The following is a 15,154-nucleotide window of genomic DNA, read 5'->3' as shown; positions in this document are numbered from 1 at the left end:
TCTCTGACGGCCGGAGGCGCGCCATGTCTTCACTGAACGCCACGCTTCAATTGCTGCTGCCTATCCGTCGTCAACGTCTGCGCCGCGCCGAATCACAGCTGCGGGAAGCTACGCAGACGCTGACGCAGCAGGAAACGGCGCTCAAAAAGCTCTGGCAGGAAAAAGAGACACAGCAGGAACAATATCGGCAAGAGCAAGAGGACTTCCGCCGGCGCCTGCAGGAACAGGCTCAGTCGCTGGACAGTTTGCAACAGCAGCGTGAGCGCACGCAGAGACAGATCGGCCGTCTGCGACAGCAGCAACAGCGCGGTGAAGACGGCGAGGCGCGCTGCCAGCAGCAGCAGCGGCAGGTCGCCGACAGGCGTGCGCTGCTGCGCCAGCGCCAAAAAGCCGTCGAAAAACTGGAATTTTTACTGACACTGAATCAGGAGCCATGATGAGCCCCTATCTCCCGCCAGCCACCTCTTCATCCGCATCGCGCCAGGCTCTAACGCCCCCGGCAGAGAAGACATTGCCGCGCTCGCGTGGATCCGCCGCCCATTTCGGCGATGATGCGACGGACCGTCCCCCGGACTTCGAACTTCTGCTGGCTTCACCCCCTTTAAACTTTTACACGCCCGGGGCGACCGCCGTACATGCCGACCTTACATCGGCGGGTTCAACGCCTTATTTATCCGCCTTATCCGCCGAAAACGTGACAATGTCACTCACCACGGCACTGCACGCTGAGCTGGCCGCCCGCAACGATCTCGCCTCCCACGGACCGTTCTCTTTTAGCCTGCAGCTGCCTCAGCTCGGCGGCATCGATGTCAGGATGAGTACGTTGCAGCCCATCGGCTGGGAAGTGATGTTGCGATTCCAGCGTTCTCCCTGTCAGCAAGTTCTCCGCCAGCGAGAAAGCTGCCGACGGGCGCTGTCTTCGGCGCTCGGGTGCCCGATCCGGCTTGGATTTGAAGTCCAGGAGGAGCCATGAAAACCTTGATGCCGCCAGCCCCCCTCAGGCTGCGGACGCTTACGCCGTTGCAGGCTCAGCTGTCTCAACAGTTGGCGGAAGGCTGCCGTTTCGCTTTCCGCTTTGACGACGGTCGCCGAGGTGAGCTGCATTTGGCGCTGGCGTCGCTCCAGGAACCGGCCACTCCCGCGCACGCGTGGCAAAGCACGGCGGGTCGCTTCTCGCTCAGCGATCCCGCGACGGTGCTGTCGCTGATGTCCGACTGCCCGGCGCTGCTGCCGACACAGGAAGAAGACCCGACGGCGGCCGAGTGGTTCTGGACGCTGTTTAATGATGGCCTCAGCCCGCAGTTGTATACGCTGCTGGGGCCGCTGACACCGGTCAACGACAACATCGCCAAAGAGGCCATTCCACTGTGGCTGGACGTTCAGGTCGAGGCGCGACGCGCCCGGAGTCTGCTGCGCATCAGCGCTGGCGAACTGCTGCCATTACTTCGTCAGCCGGGCTGGTTCTCCTACACGCCGCCCTTGCCGCCGACGCTGCCGATCTCCGTGCCGTTGACGCTGGCCAATGTGACATTGTCACCAAAGCAGATTAACGCGTTGGAACCAGGCGACCTGATTTACCCACCTACTTGCAGTTTCTCCCCGCAAGGCGATGGCTTTGTTTCGCTTGGGGGGCGACGGTTTCAGGGCCAGTTGCAATGGAACGGCCTGACGCCGACCCATTTTCTTATCGCTGAACAGGAGGAGTGTCCGGTGAATAACGCTTTTGATGCCTCACCCACGCATGAAATGCCCTTTGTCGACGAGATAACGACGACCGCAACGTCTCATGACACGCCGCTGCCCGCGCTGCCTCTGACCCTGACGGTCCGCTGCGGGCACCTTTCTCTGACGCTTCAGGCGTTGCAGCAGTTGTCGTGCGGCAGCGTTGTTCCGGTCCAGCAGGCGCTGCCGGGCGAAGCGATGCTGTATCACGGCGAGGTTCCGCTGGCCCGGGGCGAACTGGTGGACGTGGCGGGACGTCTGGGCCTGCAAATCACCCAACGGCTCGGTGCATTGCAGCCGGATCGGGAGCCCATGTCATGACGTCGGGCGCGTTCGATCCGGTGATGTTTGCCCTGATGTTGGGGGCGCTGTCGCTCATTCCGTTAATGATGGTGGTTTGTACCTGTTTTTTGAAAATCGCCACCGTGTTGTTGATTACTCGTAACGCCATCGGGGTCCAGCAGGTGCCGCCGAATATGGCGCTGTACGGCATCGCGCTTGCCGCTACCCTGTTCGTCATGGCGCCGGTCTTCGGCGATATCAAACAACGCTTTCAGGATACGCCGCTGGATATGAGCGATCTCGGCACGCTGGAAACCACCGCGACGCGTGGCATCGAACCGTTGCAGAAGTTCATGTCCCGCAATACCGACCCGGACATTCTCACCCACCTGCATGAGAACAGCATTCGCATGTGGCCCGCCGCCATGTCCGACAAAGTGACGCCGGACAATATTTTGCTGGTGATCCCCGCCTTTGTGCTCTCCGAGCTACAGGCGGGATTCAAAATCGGCTTTCTGATTTACATCCCTTTTATCGTCATCGACCTGATCGTCTCTAACGTGTTGCTGGCGTTGGGGATGCAGATGGTCGCGCCGACGACGCTGTCGCTGCCGCTCAAACTGCTGCTGTTCGTGCTGGTCAGCGGTTGGACCCGACTGCTCGACGGCCTGTTTTATAGCTACCTGTGAGGCGAACGTGGAGATTTTGAATTTGTTTCGACAGGCTATGGTGCTGGTTGTGATGCTGTCCGCGCCGCCACTGGTCGTCGCCGTGCTCGTGGGCATCCTGATTTCGCTGCTGCAGGCCGTCATGCAGCTACAGGATCAGACGCTTCCTTTCGCCATCAAGCTGGTGGCGGTCGGTCTGGTGCTGGCAATAACCGGTCGCTGGATCGGCCTAGAGTTGATCCAACTGACCCTGCTGGCTTTCAATATGATCGAACAGACTCGCGCATGAGGCCATGATGCTGACCCTCGATACTCTCGAACGCCTGTATGACTTCATTTTTGCTCTGACGCTCGGTATGGCCAGACTCTATCCCTGCCTGTTTCTGGTGTCGCTATTTTCGTTCACGTTGGTGAAAGGCCTGCTCAGAAATGCCATCGTGCTGGCATTGGCACTGGTGCCGGCCGCCGCCATCCAACAGCAGATGCAGGACACGACGCTCAATTGGCCGCTGTTGCCGGGCTTGTTGCTCAAGGAGCTGGTAGTCGGGCTGCTGTTGGGCTGCATCCTGGCGATGCCTTTCTGGCTGTTTGAATCCGTGGGCGCGTTATTCGACAACCAGCGCGGCGCCTTGATCGGCGGACAGCTCAACCCCGCGCTCGGCAGCGACGCCACACCCCTCGGCCATATGATGAAGCAGCTGTTGACGTTAATGCTGTTGCTGACGCTGGGACTCTCCGGATTGACGCAGCTGCTCTGGGACAGCTATCGCCTGTGGCCCGCGCTGGTCTGGCTGCCGCCGCTTCGCGAAACCGGCTTCCACGCCTATCTCACCCTGCTGGCCGACACCTTCACGCATCTGGTGATTTTCGCCGGGCCGCTGGTGGCGCTGCTGCTACTGCTGGAGTTCAGCATTGCCTTGCTGAGCCTGTATAGCCCGCAACTGCAGGTCTATGTGCTGTCCGTGCCCGCCAAATGTCTGGCCGGGATAGCGTTCTTCATCGTGTATCTGCCGATTTTGCAATATCTTGCAGAGGGGCGGATTCAGGCGCTGCCGGACCTGAAACACGTTTTGCCGCAATTTTTCCCCACGTTCTCCTGACGGACTCGCCGAGGCTGACGCATGAGCGAAAAAACTGAAAAACCGACCCCGAAAAAGCTACGGGATGCGCGGCGCAAAGGCGAAGTCGGCCAAAGTCAGGACATCCCCAAACTGCTGATCAGCGCCGCGCTGCTGGAAATGATCCTGGCACTGGTCAACAACGGCATGGAAAAGCTCGAAATGCTGATGCAACTGCCGCTCAAACGGCTAACCGATCCGTTTGGACATGCGGTCAACGAGATCGTCGGCGAGGCGCTGAGTCTGCTGGCGACGCTATGTCTGCTGACCGTCGCGGTCGCCATACTGATGCGAATTGTCGGCGCCTGGCTCCAATACGGCCCGTTATTTGCCCCCGAGGCGCTTAAACTGGATTTTAACCGGCTTAATCCCGTCAATCAGATCAAGCAGATGTTTTCTATGCGCAAGCTGACGGAGATGCTGACCAACATATTGAAGACCGTCACCATCGGCTTTATTTTCTACCGCGTGATGATTCCGCAGCTGGAATGGTTGGCTGAGCTGGCTTACGGCAACCTGGACGGTTTCTGGCACGGCGTTGCGGCGGTGCTCCAGCGCGTGGCGCGCACGACGCTGGCGGCCCTGCTTGTCCTGGCCGTGCTCGACTTTGGACTACAGAAATACTTTTTTATGAAACAGCAAAGGATGAGTCGTGAAGATCTTCGCAACGAACACAAGGATTCCGAGGGCGATCCGCATATGAAAGGACAGCGCAAGTCGATGGCGCGCGACATCCTCAATGCACCCGCCAAACTGCGCCCGGCCGGCAAGGTGGAAAATGCCGACTTACTGCTGGTCAACCCTACCCACTACGCGGTGGCGCTGTTTTACCGTCCGGGACAAACCCCGCTGCCGCGCATCCTGTGCAAAGGAGAAGATGAGGAGGCACGCCAGCTCATCGCCCGCGCGCATCGGGCCGAGATCCCGGTGATCCGCTTCGTCTGGCTTGCCCGCACGCTCTACCGTCAGCCGGAAGGCCGTTACATTCCGCGAGATACCCTGCAGGCCGTCGCTCAGGTCTACCGGGTGCTGCGGCAGTTGGAGCAGGACACCACGCGCAAAGCGGAGGTGACCGAGATGGACAGCGAGCGCGTTATATGACTCTTGCCCCCAAAAGAACCAGTATGGCTGGACCTGCCATACGGGTGGTCAACGCCTCTCGATTCAGTAAAAATTTAGAAATAGTTTCAATATAATCCTGCACATCCGTTAGCTATCTGGTATTACTCAAAGCATGGTAATCCATTGAACTCAGCGCAGAATCGCACGCCCGGCAACGACCGCCGCGGTCTGTTCGGCAGGCAGGCGACTCTGTGCATCGGCGTTTAACAGGTAAAACATACTCTATGTTCAAATCGTTTTTTCCTCATCCCAAACTATTCTTCTCTTCCGCCGCGATCTGGTCGCTGATCTGCATCGCCATCTGGTACGCTTTCGCGCGCCCTCTGGGGGCCAATCTGCTGAATCTGACCGATCAGCCGCTACCCACCAGCGCCGCGCGTTTCTGGAGCCCGGCCTTCCTGTGGTTTTACGGCTACTATGCGATCGCCGTCGGTCTGTTCTCAGCCTGCTGGTTCATATTCAGCCCGCACCGCTGGCAGCGCTGGTCCATTCTCGGTTCGGCTTTGATTATCTTCGTGACATATTTCTCCGTGGAAGTCGGCGTCGCGGTCAACGCCTGGTACGTGCCCTTCTACGATCTGATTCAGAAAGCGCTCGGCACCCCGCATGCCGTCACCATCGGCGCGTTCTATCACGAACTGTCGGTCTTTCTCGGCATCGCGCTGTGTGCGGTGGTGGTGGGTGTGCTGAATATGTTTTTTGTCAGCCACTATGTCTTTCGCTGGCGAATGGCGATGAACGACTACTACATGACGCACTGGCCTCGGCTGCGCCATGTCGAAGGGGCCGCCCAGCGTATCCAGGAAGACAGTATGCGCTTCGCATCCACGGTCGAGAGTCTGGGCGTCAATCTGATTCAGTCGGTCATGACGCTAATCGCCTTCCTGCCGGTGCTGATCACGCTTTCCGTCCACGTCAGAGATGTGCCGATCCTTGGCCAAATCCCCTATGCGCTCCTTATCGCCGCGCTGATCTGGTCGCTGGCGGGCACCGGGCTGCTGGCCTTTATCGGGATCAAACTACCGGGACTGGAGTTCAATAACCAGCGCGTGGAGGCGGCTTACCGTAAGGAACTCGTCTACGGAGAGGATCATGCCGAGCGCGCCACGCCGCCGACCGTGCGCGAGCTGTTTACCAACGTGCGAAAAAACTACTTCCGGCTGTACTTCCACTACACCTACTTCAACATTGCGCGCGTACTATATCTGCAGGTGGACAATGTCTTCGGGATCGTCGTGTTGCTGCCCTCCATCGTGGCCGGTGCGCTCACGCTGGGCCTGATGTCGCAGATCAACAACGTGTTCGACCAGGTCCGCAGTTCGTTCCAGTATTTGATTAACTCCTGGACCACGATTGTGGAGCTACTGTCGATCTATAAACGTCTGCGCAGCTTTGAGTCCATTATTCAGGACGACGACGCGCCCAATCCCGATTACGTCTCCTCGCCGGATGCCTGATTGTTCCGCCCTCGGCAGGCACTCGCCTGCCGCCGCACCGTGGCCCCCTTGGCCCCAGTGTTGCGGTCGGCGCGCGCCCACCAAAACATTAACATTTATAATGTTTATTACCTTTACCATACGTCAGTGAAATATATCATCCTGTTTTTACTCCCTTTACAGCAACGAGCACCGCTTTCACTTATCCGCCCCTGGTGATAACATTAAAAAAAATTAACATTAAGGATGATAGTGATCTATCAATACAAGATGGTGCAGATCCCCCCCAATATTTCGGTGAAAGCGCGGGACAACAAACAAGGAATAGCGGCCCAATATCTCGAAAATGTCGTCAACGACTATGCGCTAGACGGATGGGAGTTTCAGCGCGTCGATACCATCGGCATCGAAGAACAGCCCGGCTGTTTTAGCACCAACAAGACGGGCGTCGTGAACTACTACGTCATCACGTTTCGAAAAAAACGCGAATGATATTGCGTGGGTTGAGTCTGCGGCTAATCATGCTGTATCGCAGGTATGCGCCCGACAGGATCCGCGGCCGCTGTCGTTTCCACCCTTCTTGCTCGACCTACGCGCTGGTGTCTATCCGCCGCTTCGGCGCGCTGTCAGGTTGGAAATTGGCGATAGCGCGCCTGAGGCGCTGCCGGCCGCCCAACGGCGCGGTGGATTACCCGCCCCGCGCGTCGCGGCTGGAATAACCCACCTATAACAAAGCCCCGAGCGACATGCCCGGGGCTTTACCGTATATATGACCTCGTCGATTTTAGTGCTGTGCGCCGCGCAGCTTTTCACCGCGTCGCCGCAGCACTTCCATCACGATCAGCAACAGCAGCGCGGCCCCCACCATCATCGACGCGGCCGCCGCGATAGTCGGGTCCAGGTTTTCACGGATCCCGGCGAACATCTGCAGCGGCAACGTGCGCTGACGCGGACTGGCCAGAAACAGCGTGACAATCACTTCGTCGAACGACGTCGCGAACGCGAACAGCGCGCCGGAAAACACGCCGGGCGCGATCAAGGGCAGCGTCACCTTACGGAACGCCAACAGCGGAGGCGCCCCCAGGCTGGCCGCCGCGCGGGTAAGATTTTGGTCGTAGTTTTTCAACACGGCCGTGACGGTAATCACCACGAACGGCACGCCCAGCATCGCATGCGCCAGCACCAACCCCAAATAGCTGTTTAGCAGCGAGAGTTTGGCGAAGAAGAAAAACATCCCGACGGCGACGATCACCACGGGCGCAATCATCGGTGAAATCAGCACCGCCATTACCAGCGATTTACCTCGAAATTCACCACGCACCAGCCCGACCGCCGCGAGAACGCCCAGCGAGGTCGCTAACAGCGTCGCCAGCGGCGCGATCAGCAGGCTGTTGCCAAGAGAACTGAGCCACTCGCTGGAGTGGAAAAACTCGCGATACCAGCGCAGCGAAAAACCGGCTAGCGGATAGCTCAGAAACGAGCCTGCATTGAACGATAGCGGCACAATCACGAGCACGGGAACAATCAGGAACAGCAGCATTGCCGCGCCGTAAAAATTAAAGAACGCATTCCATAAACGGATAACCAGCGCGCCTTGTTGTCTCATTTCCCTGTCCTCCAGTTATTGCGCGGCAATTTCAGCATTGGTGCGGGTCACACGAATGTAGACCACATACAGCAAGGTGACGATCACCAGCAGTTGCGTTCCCAGCGCCGCCGCCATCCCCCAGTTCATGGTGGTGTTGGTGAAGAACGCCACGAAGTAGCTCAGCATCTGATCGCCCGGCCCGCCCAGCAGCGCGGGCGTGATGTAGTAGCCGATTGCCATCATGAACACCAGCAGCGCGCCTGCCGTTACTCCGGCATAGGTCTGCGGCACGTAGACGCGCCAGAAGGCGATAAACGGATGTGCGCCCAGTGAAATGGCGGCGCGAACATAGTTGGGCGAAATCCCCTTCATTACCGCGTAGAGCGGCAGGACGAAAAAAGGCATCAGGATATGCGTCATCGAGATGTACACCCCAACGCGGTTGAACACCAGCATCAGCGGATGGTCGATGATACTCAGCGCCATCAGCGAACGGTTAATGAGCCCGCCGGACTGCAACAGCACAATCCAGCTCGCCGTGCGGACGATGAGCGAGGTCCAGAACGGCAGCAATACGAGGATCATCAGTAGATTAGCGCGATTAGACGGCTGTTTGGCCAGCCAGTACGACAGCGGATAGCCCAGCCCAACGCACAGCAGCGTGACCACGCCAGCCATTTTCAGCGTGCGCAATAGCACATCCACATACAGCGACTGTTCCGGCGACTGCGCCGTAATCGAACCAGTATGCGGATCTACCCGATGGTCAAACACGGCAAGCAGGTAATAGCTGGTGAAAGGTCGTGAAGCGCGCTGGAGGGTTTTCCAGGTATTCAGTTCACCCCACAGCGGCTGATCGGCGATCAGCTGTTCCCGGACCGAACCGCTGTCGGCCGGCGGCATTTTGCGCAGCGTGCGGTTGATCAGCGTGCGGTATTGGCCATCTTCATACCCCAGCCGTTTGGTGATCGCCGCCACCTGCCCACCGCTGCGAGCCTGACGGAGATCGGTAATCAGCGCCTTGAATACGTCCTCATTGGGAACCTCATTGCCCGGCCACTGCTGCATCGCTGCAAGCGTGGCGGGCATGTGGGTACGCAGTTCAGGGTTGGATACGCTCTTGCCCAGAATCGAAAAAATGGGAAACAGGAAGCTAACCAGGATAAACAGGAACAGCGGCGCGATCAGCAGCAGCGAACGTTTTTTATAGCGCGACTGTGCATGACGCAGCTGTTGTTTCAGGCTGGCGTTTTCCAGGTGCTCGGCCGGTGGCGCGGCGGCCACCCTTTCGCTCTGGGTCATCGATTTTCTCCTTACTCTTTCAGACCGTCTCGGGATTACTGCTGGGCGGCCCAGGAATTGAAGCGCTGTTCCAACTCTTCCCCGTGATCGATCCAAAATTCGGTATCCACTGCCAGAGACTGTTCCAGGTTTTCCGGCGCTGTCGGCAAGTTGGAGCGAATGGCGGCAGGCAGCAGTTCGTTGGTTTTGATGTTGGTCGGACCGTAGGCGATATTTTCCGCAAAGACCTTCTGATTTTCCGCCTTATTGGCAAAGGCGATAAACTGTTCCGCCAACGCTTTGTGTTTCGAGCCTTTTACGATGGCCCAGCTATCTAGATCGTAAATACTGTCCTTCCAGACGATATTGATGCCCGGCTTTTCTTTCTGCGCCACGGCCACGCGACCGTTGTAGGCGGAGGTCATCACGACATCGCCGGAAACCAGCCACTGCAACGGCTGTGCGCCGGACTCCCACCACTGGATATTGGACTTGATTTGATCGAGTTTCTTGAACGCGCGATCCACGCCGGCGGGCGTTGCCAGCACTGTATACAGATCTTCGCGCTTCACGCCGTCGGCCAGCAGGGCGATTTCCAGCGTGAACTTGGCGCTTTTACGTAAGGCGCGTTTGCCGGGGAACTTCTGCACATCCCAGAAATCGGCCCAACTGGTAGGAGCCTGCTTCAATTTGTTGGCGTTGTAGGTCAGCACCGTCGACCAGACGAAGATCCCGGCGCCGCATTCGGAAACGGAACCTTTCACAAACTGAGACGGGTCTCCCAATTTTTTCCAGTCCAGCGGTTCCAGCAGCCCTTCGTTACAGCCGCGCAGCAGCTCCGGCCCTTCGACTTCGACAATGTCCCAACTGATTTGACCGGTTTCCACCATGGCACGCAGGCGCGCCATTTCGCCGTTGTATTCCCCGGATTCGATCGTGCCCTTGCCTGCGGCCATAAATGGCTTGTAGAACGCTTTATCCTGCGCGTCCTTATTGGTGCCGCCAAAAGAAATCACGGTCAGGTTTTCGGCCCAGGCCTGAGAGCTCATGGCGACAATCAGCGCGGATAAAGCAAATTTTTTCAACATAATCTGGCTCCTGGTAAAAGTGTGAACGCAATGCCAAACGGCGGCACTTTAGAGTTGTCTGAACGGTCGTTGCTGTGGTGAATCATCCTCTCTTTGTAAAAGCATATTTCGTGCCACTTCGGGTATAAAAGGGTGAAATAAGGCGATATACCGGAAGATAAGGACACAGCGCGAACCTGTGCAATACGCACTTTTTTAAAGAGGAAAGTTTTGGGGGACCGTTTGCTTTGATGTGGTGCATCCAGCGAATTCAGATGCACCATAATATTACGGAGAGATGACACGGCGTTATTCTCCGTGTCAGTACGGCATCAGGCTGACGGCGTGAGATCCACGCAAAGGTATTTCATCTCGAGATATTCTTCGATGCCGAAGCGCGACCCTTCGCGACCCAGCCCGGACTGTTTGACGCCGCCAAACGGCGCGACTTCGTTGGAGATAAGCCCGGTGTTGATGCCGACCATGCCGTACTCAATCGCTTCCGGCACGCGCCACTGACGAACGGCGTCACGCGTGAAGACATACGCCGCCAGTCCAAACTCAGTGTCGTTCGCCATCGCAATGGCTTCCGCTTCGTCCGTAAACGGGAATAGCGGAGCGACCGGACCGAAAGTCTCTTCACGAGCAAACCGCATATCGCGCGTGACGTCGCCAATCACCGTGGGGGTGAAGAACGTGCCGCCCAGCTCGTGCGACTCGCCGCCAAGCAGCAGCGTAGCGCCTTTCGTCAACGCGTCGTCGATGTGCTGACGCACTTTGTCGACGGCCTGCTCATCAATCAGCGGCCCTTGCATGACGCCTGGCTTAGTCCCGTCGCCGACCTTAAGTTTTTTCACTTCCTCAACCAGCCGTGCCGCCAGCGCCGGATAAATACCACGCTGTACGTAGATCCGATTGGCGCAGACGCAGGTCTGGCCGCTGTTACGGAACTTGGAGGCCATGATGCCTTTCACCGCCAGCTCAAGATCGGCGTCGTCAAACACGATGACCGGCGCGTTGCCGCCCAGTTCCAGAGACAGTTTTTTCACCGTCGGTGCGCTTTGCGCCATCAGGATACGGCCGACTTCCGTCGAGCCGGTGAAACTCAGTTTGCGCACCACCGGGCTATCGCAAAGTACTTTGCCCACCGCCGGCGCTTCGCCGGTAATCACCTGCAATACGCCGGCGGGAATACCGGCCTGGATGGCCAGTTCACCCAGCGCCAAGGCGGTAAACGGCGTCTGTTCGGCGGGTTTGACGATCATGGTGCAGCCTGCCGCCAGCGCTGGCGCAGCCTTGCGGGTAATCATCGCCGCCGGGAAGTTCCACGGGGTGATGGCCGCCGTCACGCCGATAGGCTGTTTCAGCACCAGCAAACGCTGATTAGCCTGCGGAGACTGCAGCACACTGCCCTCGACGCGCTTGGCCTCTTCCGCAAACCACTCGATAAACGCATTGGCATAGCCGATTTCGCCGGACGCTTCCGCCAGGGATTTCCCCTGCTCGGCCGTCAATAACGCCGCCAGATCGGCCTGATTTTCGCGAATCAGACGCGCCCATTCGAGCAGCACTGCGGCGCGCTCTTTACCCGTGCGCTGACGCCATGACGACAGCGCTTTTTCCGCCGCGTCGATCGCCTGCTGAGTCTGTTCCGCCGTCACCAGCGGGATGGAGCCCAGCGTCTCCCCGGTTGCCGGGTTGTTGACGCTGAGCGTTTCGCCGCTCAGGCTGTCCTGCCATTGACCGTCTATGAGGCAAGACTGACGAAATAACGTTCTATTTTTCAATTGCATGAAGCCACCTTTACTGAGCCAAAACGCGGGACAGAAGCGTCAGGGCCTGTTTGAACTGGGCATCGGGGATCGTCAGCGGGTACAAGAACCGGATGACGTTACCATGCACGCCGCAGGTCAGCAGCAGCAGCCCCTGTGCCAGCGCCGCTTGCTGATATTTTTTGGTGATTTCCGCGCTCGGTTTGCCCGTCTGCGGGTCGTTAAATTCCACCGCCACCATCGAACCGCGAGCGCGAATATCCACGATTGCCGGGCAGTTCGCTTTCGCCTGTTCCAGCGTCTCTACCAGAGTAGCGCCCAGCTTCTGCGCACGTTGGCACAGTTGCTCTTCTTCGATAACATTTAGCACCGCCAGCGCGGAAGCCACCGCCAAAGGATTACCCGCGTAAGTGCCGCCCAGACCGCCAGGACCCGGAGCATCCATCACATCGGCACGTCCTACGACGCCGGAGATCGGGAAGCCGCCGCCAAGGCTTTTCGCCATCGTGATCAGGTCCGCTTTGTCTTGGTAGTACTCCATGGCGAAGACTTTGCCGGTACGCGCAAAACCGCTTTGTACTTCGTCGGCGATCAATAGCATGCCGTGCTGGTCGCACAGCTTGCGCAGCGCGCTGATGAATTCAGGTGGGGCCACGTTGAAGCCGCCTTCGCCCTGAATCGGTTCAAGAATGATAGCCGCGACCTGATCGGCGGCAATGTCCGTATGCAGCAGGCGGTCGAGGCTCTCCATCGCCTGTTCAACGCTGATGCCCTGATGCTCATTCGGATACATCGCATGAAAAATGGATCCGGGGAACGGCCCGAATCCTGTGGAATAAGGGGCCACTTTACCGGTCAACGTCATCGTCAGCAGCGTGCGTCCATGAAAAGCGGCGCCGAAGGCGATAACTCCCGGACGTTTAGTATGCGCGCGTGCGATTTTTACCGCATTTTCAACGGCTTCTGCGCCAGTAGTGAAAAAGGTGGTTTTAGCCGCGCCGTCGATAGGCGCCAGTTCATTGATGCGCTCCGCGAGGGTGACATAGCTGCCGTAGGGCACGATTTGATAAGCGGTATGCGTGAAACATTCCAGCTGGTCGCGCACAGCCGCCAGCAATTTTGGATGGCGATGGCCGGTATTGAGTACGGCGATACCCGCAGAAAAGTCAATATATTCATTACCTTCCACATCCCACAACGTCGCATTTTCCGCCTTGGCCGCAAAAAAATCACACATGACGCCGACACCGCGCGGTGTAGCCGCCAAACGACGTTGATTGAGTTCGCTATTTTTCATTTTGTTTGCTCCGATTCGATAAACTTACGCATTGCTTGCGGCTGACGATTGACGTCTGTTGTTGCTATTTACCTCCTGCATGGTTCTATAATCCAGTGCCAGTTTATAAAATTTGAGGGATCCAATTTGCGCTCGCTACTCACAGACCTGCTCTTACAGGGGCTGGAAAACCAGCAGGAAGGAACATTGAACAAACGGCTGAACGATGCCATTCGGCTGGCGATCCTGGAAGGCGCCATCGCACCCGGCCGTCGCCTGCCTTCATCACGGGATTTGGCGCAGCAGCTGTCGCTGTCGCGCAATACGGTGATCGCCGCCTATGAACAGCTGTTGGCGGAGGGCTATATCGAAACACGCGCCGGCAGCGGAACATACGTCACCGAGCAACTGCCGTCCATCGCCGTTCTCCCTCTGCGGGACAATAGCGAAAGCGCCGTTCGGCCAGCCGTTCAAGAGCTGTCGCGACGCGGTACAAACCTGCTGGGTTATACCGGCGCATCAGCACGTCAGTGGGGCGCATTCATGCCGGGTATTCCCGATATCACCTGTTTTCCTCACGACCAATGGCGCAGGCTGCAAACGCGTATCACCCGTCGTATGAAGCCGGAACAGCTTTCCTACTCTCCAAAAGGCGGCAGCCCCGAACTCCAGCAGGCGCTGGTCGACTATCTGCGCGTCGCCCGCTCGGTTGAGTGCCGCCCCGAACAGATTCTCATCACGGAAGGCACGCATCAGGCAATGGATTTGCTGGCGAAAATGCTCTGCAATCCTGGGGATCTGGCCTGGCTGGAAGAGCCGTGCTACTGGGGAATGCGCAACGTGCTGACCATTAACGGACTGCGCATTGCGCCTGTCGAGGTGGATGAGCAAGGCATGGTGCCGCCAGAAACGATCTCGCCCAAGTTAGTACCGCGTCTCATCTGCGTTACGCCGTCGCATCAGTATCCGCTGGGCGCGGTGATGAGCCTGGCGCGTCGCCAGCGTCTTCTCGCGCTGGCGCAGGAGCACGGCAGTTGGGTTATCGAGGACGACTACGATAGCGAATTTCGCTTTTCCGGCAGCCCAATCCCGGCGCTACAGGGCTTAAGAAATCAGCCGCCGGTGATTTATATCGGTACGTTCAGCAAGACGCTCTATCCGGGTCTGCGGGTCAGCTACATGGTGCTGCCGATGCATCTGGCGCGAGAGCTCAAAACCGGGCACGACGAGCTGTACCGCGGCGGCCACATGCTGACGCAACTGACACTGAGCCAGTTTCTGCGCGAAGGCCACTATGCCGCGCATATTCGACGAATGCGCCTGCTTTACGGCCGCCGCAGGGCATTGCTCAGCGAGCTGATCGTAGAACATCTGGGCGAGGACTCTCTGGGCTATAACAGCAACGCCGGCCTGCACCTGATTTTACGGCTGCCCGAGGCGACCGATGACGTGCTGCTCAGCAGCCGCATCATCCAGCGCGGCGTCATGGTGAAACCCCTGTCCAGCTACTATCTCCGTCCTCGCCCCCAGCGTGGACTGCTGCTGGGATACGCCTGCGTCAAGGAGGAGGATATGGCACGGGCTTTCTCCGTTGTCGTGAGCTGTTTGAAGGAGTTGCGCACTCTCACAAAACAGACTTAATGGTAAACTCAGGAGGCACTATTTTAGTGCTTTTCCTCATCAACCACCTCACCATTATGAGGCATCAACTTTTCTAATAGAGTATTTTCCATGTCGAAAAACTGTTCACTCTGCCCAATTGCTCAGCCATGGATATAACTACGCCGCAGAATTATTTTCCTCGTAATCACCTTAAGATAAC

General features: G+C 57.9%; 16 protein-coding genes. 11 read left to right on the top strand and 5 right to left on the bottom strand.

Annotated elements, in window-relative coordinates:
* The first annotated feature begins 23 nt into the window (after positions 1-23).
* The 10 genes from I6N93_RS07560 (at position 24) to yidD (ending at position 7,067) form a co-directional block, all read left to right on the top strand.
* Positions 24-437, top strand: coding sequence for a hypothetical protein (locus I6N93_RS07560; protein WP_085684229.1), 414 nt, complete (start codon positions 24-26; stop codon positions 435-437).
* Positions 437-973, top strand: coding sequence for a type III secretion system HrpP C-terminal domain-containing protein (locus I6N93_RS07555; RefSeq protein WP_085684231.1), 537 nt, complete (start codon positions 437-439; stop codon positions 971-973). Before I6N93_RS07560 ends, I6N93_RS07555 begins: the two co-directional genes overlap by 1 nt.
* On the top strand, positions 970-2,043 hold the full coding sequence (locus tag I6N93_RS07550; RefSeq protein WP_232100136.1) for a FliM/FliN family flagellar motor switch protein: 1,074 nt from the start codon (positions 970-972) through the stop codon (positions 2,041-2,043). The genes I6N93_RS07555 and I6N93_RS07550 overlap by 4 nt, the downstream gene beginning before the upstream one ends.
* Positions 2,040-2,693 (top strand): type III secretion system export apparatus subunit SctR, encoded by a 654-nt coding sequence (gene sctR / locus I6N93_RS07545; protein ID WP_085684233.1) that lies wholly within the window; start codon positions 2,040-2,042, stop codon positions 2,691-2,693. The genes I6N93_RS07550 and sctR overlap by 4 nt, the downstream gene beginning before the upstream one ends.
* A 7-nt stretch (positions 2,694-2,700) precedes the next feature.
* Complete coding sequence (gene sctS, locus I6N93_RS07540) at positions 2,701-2,961, top strand: type III secretion system export apparatus subunit SctS (protein WP_085684235.1); 261 nt, start codon at positions 2,701-2,703, stop codon at positions 2,959-2,961.
* Positions 2,962-2,968: 7 nt separating this feature from the next.
* Positions 2,969-3,772 carry a type III secretion system export apparatus subunit SctT gene (sctT, locus tag I6N93_RS07535; protein WP_085684237.1) on the top strand — a complete coding sequence of 268 codons (804 nt, stop codon included), beginning with the start codon at positions 2,969-2,971 and terminating at the stop codon, positions 3,770-3,772.
* A gap of 21 nt (positions 3,773-3,793) precedes the next feature.
* The gene (gene sctU, locus I6N93_RS07530) at positions 3,794-4,891 is read left to right on the top strand and encodes a type III secretion system export apparatus subunit SctU (protein WP_085684239.1); all 1,098 of its coding nucleotides are present in this window, start codon (positions 3,794-3,796) and stop codon (positions 4,889-4,891) included.
* 245 nt (positions 4,892-5,136) lie between these two features.
* On the top strand, positions 5,137-6,369 hold the full coding sequence (gene sbmA, locus I6N93_RS07525) for a peptide antibiotic transporter SbmA (RefSeq protein ID WP_085684241.1): 1,233 nt from the start codon (positions 5,137-5,139) through the stop codon (positions 6,367-6,369).
* Positions 6,370-6,603: 234 nt separating this feature from the next.
* Complete coding sequence (locus tag I6N93_RS07520) at positions 6,604-6,840, top strand: hypothetical protein (protein ID WP_026740169.1); 237 nt, start codon at positions 6,604-6,606, stop codon at positions 6,838-6,840.
* 11 nt (positions 6,841-6,851) lie between these two features.
* Entirely contained in the window at positions 6,852-7,067 is a 216-nt protein-coding gene (gene yidD / locus I6N93_RS07515; RefSeq protein WP_197669193.1) for a membrane protein insertion efficiency factor YidD, read from the top strand.
* Between the two features lie 65 nt (positions 7,068-7,132).
* Here yidD and I6N93_RS07510 read toward each other — a convergent pair whose 3' ends face one another.
* The 5 genes from I6N93_RS07510 to I6N93_RS07490 form a co-directional block, all read right to left on the bottom strand.
* Positions 7,133-7,954, bottom strand: a complete 822-nt coding sequence (locus I6N93_RS07510) for an ABC transporter permease (protein ID WP_085684245.1) — start codon at positions 7,952-7,954, stop codon at positions 7,133-7,135.
* A gap of 15 nt (positions 7,955-7,969) precedes the next feature.
* Positions 7,970-9,238, bottom strand: coding sequence for an ABC transporter permease (locus I6N93_RS07505; protein WP_085684247.1), 1,269 nt, complete (start codon positions 9,236-9,238; stop codon positions 7,970-7,972).
* Positions 9,239-9,273: 35 nt separating this feature from the next.
* Positions 9,274-10,305, bottom strand: coding sequence for an ABC transporter substrate-binding protein (locus tag I6N93_RS07500; protein WP_085684249.1), 1,032 nt, complete (start codon positions 10,303-10,305; stop codon positions 9,274-9,276).
* Between the two features lie 311 nt (positions 10,306-10,616).
* Positions 10,617-12,077 (bottom strand): NAD-dependent succinate-semialdehyde dehydrogenase, encoded by a 1,461-nt coding sequence (locus tag I6N93_RS07495; protein WP_085684251.1) that lies wholly within the window; start codon positions 12,075-12,077, stop codon positions 10,617-10,619.
* A 10-nt stretch (positions 12,078-12,087) separates the two neighbouring features.
* Positions 12,088-13,353, bottom strand: coding sequence for a 4-aminobutyrate--2-oxoglutarate transaminase (locus tag I6N93_RS07490; RefSeq protein ID WP_085684253.1), 1,266 nt, complete (start codon positions 13,351-13,353; stop codon positions 12,088-12,090).
* Between the two features lie 126 nt (positions 13,354-13,479).
* On the opposite strand from I6N93_RS07490, the gene pdxR reads away from it, so the two are divergent.
* Positions 13,480-14,973, top strand: coding sequence for a MocR-like pyridoxine biosynthesis transcription factor PdxR (gene pdxR, locus I6N93_RS07485; RefSeq protein ID WP_085684255.1), 1,494 nt, complete (start codon positions 13,480-13,482; stop codon positions 14,971-14,973).
* Positions 14,974-15,154 lie beyond the last annotated feature (181 nt).

Origin of the sequence: Lonsdalea populi (assembly GCF_015999465.1) — a bacterium.
GTDB lineage: Bacteria > Pseudomonadota > Gammaproteobacteria > Enterobacterales > Enterobacteriaceae > Lonsdalea > Lonsdalea populi.
This window is presented reverse-complemented; position numbering and strand designations above follow the sequence as displayed.

Excerpts from the sequence above, each read along its gene's own strand:
- I6N93_RS07550 (WP_232100136.1), top strand. The coding sequence starts at position 970 with ATGAAAACCTTGATGCCGCCAGCCCCCCTCAGGCTGCGGACGCTTACG.
- sctU (WP_085684239.1), top strand. The coding sequence starts at position 3,794 with ATGAGCGAAAAAACTGAAAAACCGACCCCGAAAAAGCTACGGGATGCG.
- sbmA (WP_085684241.1), top strand. The coding sequence starts at position 5,137 with ATGTTCAAATCGTTTTTTCCTCATCCCAAACTATTCTTCTCTTCCGCC.
- I6N93_RS07500 (WP_085684249.1), bottom strand. The coding sequence starts at position 10,305 with ATGTTGAAAAAATTTGCTTTATCCGCGCTGATTGTCGCCATGAGCTCT.
- sctR (WP_085684233.1), top strand. The coding sequence starts at position 2,040 with ATGACGTCGGGCGCGTTCGATCCGGTGATGTTTGCCCTGATGTTGGGG.
- I6N93_RS07555 (WP_085684231.1), top strand. The coding sequence starts at position 437 with ATGAGCCCCTATCTCCCGCCAGCCACCTCTTCATCCGCATCGCGCCAG.
- sctT (WP_085684237.1), top strand. The coding sequence starts at position 2,969 with ATGCTGACCCTCGATACTCTCGAACGCCTGTATGACTTCATTTTTGCT.
- I6N93_RS07510 (WP_085684245.1), bottom strand. The coding sequence starts at position 7,954 with ATGAGACAACAAGGCGCGCTGGTTATCCGTTTATGGAATGCGTTCTTT.
- I6N93_RS07495 (WP_085684251.1), bottom strand. The coding sequence starts at position 12,077 with ATGCAATTGAAAAATAGAACGTTATTTCGTCAGTCTTGCCTCATAGAC.
- I6N93_RS07505 (WP_085684247.1), bottom strand. The coding sequence starts at position 9,238 with ATGACCCAGAGCGAAAGGGTGGCCGCCGCGCCACCGGCCGAGCACCTG.
- I6N93_RS07490 (WP_085684253.1), bottom strand. The coding sequence starts at position 13,353 with ATGAAAAATAGCGAACTCAATCAACGTCGTTTGGCGGCTACACCGCGC.
- I6N93_RS07560 (WP_085684229.1), top strand. The coding sequence starts at position 24 with ATGTCTTCACTGAACGCCACGCTTCAATTGCTGCTGCCTATCCGTCGT.